Source organism: Sulfuriflexus sp., assembly GCF_032250955.1.
GTDB lineage: Bacteria > Pseudomonadota > Gammaproteobacteria > AKS1 > AKS1 > Sulfuriflexus.
This window is the reverse complement of record NZ_JAVVES010000105.1, coordinates 1-3379: the sequence shown is the minus strand read 5'-3', so window position 1 is coordinate 3379 and position 3379 is coordinate 1. Positions and strand designations below refer to the sequence as shown.

The 3379-nt window shown below is 50.0% G+C and carries 4 protein-coding genes; 1 reads left to right on the top strand and 3 read right to left on the bottom strand.

Translation table 11 applies throughout. From position 1 onward, the window contains the following. Nucleotides 1-390: 390 nt before the first annotated feature. From asd to RQ738_RS13030, 3 genes are read right to left on the bottom strand one after another with little or no spacing between them, the layout of a single operon-like run. Nucleotides 391-1245 carry an archaetidylserine decarboxylase gene (gene asd, locus RQ738_RS13040; RefSeq protein WP_314165731.1) on the bottom strand — a complete coding sequence of 285 codons (855 nt, stop codon included), beginning with the start codon at nt 1243-1245 and terminating at the stop codon, nt 391-393. Between the two features lie 7 nt (nt 1246-1252). Continuing rightward, nucleotides 1253-1708, bottom strand: coding sequence for a copper chaperone PCu(A)C (locus RQ738_RS13035; RefSeq protein WP_314165729.1), 456 nt, complete (start codon nt 1706-1708; stop codon nt 1253-1255). Further along, on the bottom strand, nt 1701-2360 hold the full coding sequence (locus tag RQ738_RS13030; protein ID WP_314165728.1) for an SCO family protein: 660 nt from the start codon (nt 2358-2360) through the stop codon (nt 1701-1703). The genes RQ738_RS13035 and RQ738_RS13030 overlap by 8 nt, the downstream gene beginning before the upstream one ends. 573 nt (nt 2361-2933) lie before the next feature. Here RQ738_RS13030 and RQ738_RS13025 point away from each other — a divergent pair. Continuing rightward, on the top strand, nt 2934-3263 hold the full coding sequence (locus RQ738_RS13025) for a hypothetical protein (protein WP_314165726.1): 330 nt from the start codon (nt 2934-2936) through the stop codon (nt 3261-3263). Nucleotides 3264-3379 lie beyond the last annotated feature (116 nt).

The following is a 3379-nucleotide window of genomic DNA, read 5'->3' as shown; positions in this document are numbered from 1 at the left end:
ATGATGAATGATGAATGATGAATGATGAATGATGAATGATGAATGATGAATGATGAATGATGAATGATGAATGATGAATGATGACGGACGTTCGCACTACCGCTTATCAATTATCAATCTGCCATCTTCATTCCTGCCCAGCAGGACATCCGCCAGTAGGTCGGATTAGCGAAGCGTAATCCGACGCGAGGGTTAACATGGGCATGTCGGCTTTACTTCAGAACCCCTGCGGGCTTCATCAAGCATTTCCTACGCTGCGCTACGGTCACGCCATTTCCAATGGCTAACCCGACCTACGGAAATCGCTACTTTTACATGGCCAGAAACTTGAATGGTGATCATACCGTTCATCAATCATCATTCCGAAATCATCAATACACTTAAATACGCTTACCTGTTTGCCGTGCCCAGTAACCGGCCCATTTTAACAAAGCTGTCAGCCTGTTCTTTTGCCTGCCATGCCATCACGTCTTTGGTGAATAACAGGATCACTGTTGAGCCCATATTGAAACGCCCCATCTCGTCACCGGCCTTGAATTCAACCGTGTTTGCGTCATACCGCCAGGTCACGATCTCCTCGCCGTAGGGCGGTGTGATGCAGCCATGCCAGCTGGTTTCGATACTGCCGACATTAATGGCACCGACCAGCACCATGGCCATAGGACCCAATTCAGTATCAAAGATATTGATCACACGTTCATTGCGGGCGAATAAGCTGGGCACGAAGGCGACCGTCATCTGATTAACACTGAATAATTTACCGGGGACATAGACCATTTCACGCAGATCGCCGGCAAGCGGCATATGAATGCGATGATAATCACGCGGCGACAGGTAAATAGTGCAAAACTTGCCATCGATAAAATACTCGGCAAGCGTCGCTGAACCACCCAACAGGCTGGTGAGTGAGTAAGAGTGTTTCTTGGCCTGGAATATTTGTTGTTCCTCAATCCCGCCGAGCTGACTGATCTGGCCATCCACAGGGGAAAGAATAGCGTCAGGTTCGGTTGCCAGGGGGCGCACATCGTGGCGCAGGGCACGGGTAAAGAAACTGTTAAAATCCTTGTATGCAGTTGGTTCCGGCTCCACGGCTTCATCCATGGCCACCCTGAAATGATGAACGAACAGCCTGATGAGGACGTTTTTAAACCACGGCGTACGAATCCGCGTGAGGCGATAAGTGAAGCGCGAGATGGCGTGAGCCGGTAACAGACTGATAAGCCGGGCAAGCAAGGATTTCATCATTAGGAGGTTATTCGTGATGATGGTGCATCATGCCTGCCGCCTTCTTAACGACCAGGATCACCTGCAGTTGATTTTGATCGGCAAAGGTCAGCGAGAAGGGCACTTTGTCACCTGCCTTCAGGGCCTGCTTTGGATTAAACAGCATCATATGCCGTCCATCAGGTTGTAACTGAAGACTGCTGCCAGCCGGGATGCTCAAGGTCTTTTCCTGTTCCATGCGCATGACGGCCTTATCTGCCACAGTACGATGAAATTCGACTCTTGCAAATAACGGGCTGCTGGCCGAGATGAGGGTGATGTCCCGTTCACTATTGTTGTGCAACACCATGTAGGCAGCCTGCACTTTGCTGACCGGTGGTGCCTCTCGAACCCAGGCATTATCAATAGTCAATGCGTCTGCCGATAGTTGCGGCACCATAAAGAGGTTGGCAAGCAGAACCAGAAAGACAAATGATTTATTCATGAACACCTCGAATCGTAGCAAATTCATTGGCCATGCGAAGCGGGTCATGCGGGGCGGAAAACAGCGCATGCAGGCGACCCTGGGGGTTAATCAGCAAAACGGCACCACTATGCTCGACACTGTATTCCTCGTCAGCGGGCGATTTCCTGTTTAAGAAGTAGGCAATGCCAAATTGTTTTGTAATGGCATCGATATCATCCTGGTGTACGGCGGTCAGGCCGATAAAGGATTTGTTGAAGTAAGGCATATATGTACTGAGCTTTTCAACCGTGTCCCGTGCCGGGTCAACCGAGATCATCATGACACGTGGCGGTGGGGTATTCGTGGTCTGATTCGATACCGCCTTCAGCATCAGGTTCAGCATTGTCAGCGTCGATGGACAGACGTCCGGGCAATTCGTGTAACCAAAAAAGACAAATGACCATTGTCCCGGCAGGCTCGCCTCAGTAAAGGCATTACCGTGATGATCCAGCAAATTAAAGGCACTGATGGTGCGCGGGGTGCTGAATACCGTGGCGCTGAGCGTGTTCAGATCCGGGACCTTATCCTGGCCGGCGTGATAGAGCCACTGGCCCAGAATGGCACCGAGAATAGCGATAGCGGCAATCAGAAGCGAGCCGGAGTGACGGGAAAATCGGGATGGATTTGTCATGGTAATAGGTACTTTCTGAACAGGCGCCCAGTATAGCAAATTCATTTAATGACGTAATGTTACTATCTTCCATCCCCTGCCGGGGGCTGTCACCACTGCAGACAGTCCGGCAGGGGCGTTATTGCCGGATGAGGTAAAAACCGGGCTGAATCGGCTAATAACTCGCCGATATAGCCGCCAGGCCCAGGCTGCGAACCTCATCAGGAGTCCGCTAATCGGCATTTACAGACAGGTTTGAAGCGGGGTATTCCGTGCATATCAGGCTGGACCTGATGACACAGTCCGGCCTGATTCGCTCGAAATAGCGGAGCCTGTTTCGTGCTTGACAAAGATTACCAGACGACCAAAAATGAAAAGAAAAGCCAGATGCCGTGTGCTTCGTATGAATCCAGCGGGGTCGGAGTCTCTGTCTACAGGTGCTTCTGACCTGGTCGCCAACATCGCGGTTCGTTGTTCCTGCGAATCTCCACGCCCGCACGACTCCGACCCCTTATCCTCATGAGACTAATGGCAGGTGGCCGTGCTGAAGGTATGCGAGAGCGTGCAATTATAATAAAAATGGAGGTATAGAAGGTGCAATACCTGTATCCACTCTTTACATTCTTGTCCGAACACCCGTTGGCCGCCATGCTCGTTGCGCTGGGATTTGTGATGCCGGTTTTCTTTCCGCGCTATATTATTCGATACAAGATAATGCTTGTTTTCTGTGCCGTGATCTGGCTGGTTTATGGCTATTGGGAAGTTTTTCTTGCGCAGTGGAAACCTGAATTGACTGATATCGCAATGCGTGCAGATATGGTTTTTATTGGTCCGTTATTACTTATTTCATTTGCCCTCGGTATGGTCATAATAGCCAGGGGTCTGATGCGCAAGGTAAAGCCAACTGATGGCTGCGAAGTATAGGTGAACATGATTTAAGTAGAAGTTCGTATTTTACCGGGCCGGCGGACTAACGATAATGTTATTCAGTTCATAGACAGTAAACAGCTACATTCTCTTAACTCTTTTTTGATCGGCCC

Excerpts from the sequence above, each read along its gene's own strand:
- asd (WP_314165731.1), bottom strand. The coding sequence starts at position 1,245 with ATGATGAAATCCTTGCTTGCCCGGCTTATCAGTCTGTTACCGGCTCAC.
- RQ738_RS13030 (WP_314165728.1), bottom strand. The coding sequence starts at position 2,360 with ATGACAAATCCATCCCGATTTTCCCGTCACTCCGGCTCGCTTCTGATT.
- RQ738_RS13035 (WP_314165729.1), bottom strand. The coding sequence starts at position 1,708 with ATGAATAAATCATTTGTCTTTCTGGTTCTGCTTGCCAACCTCTTTATG.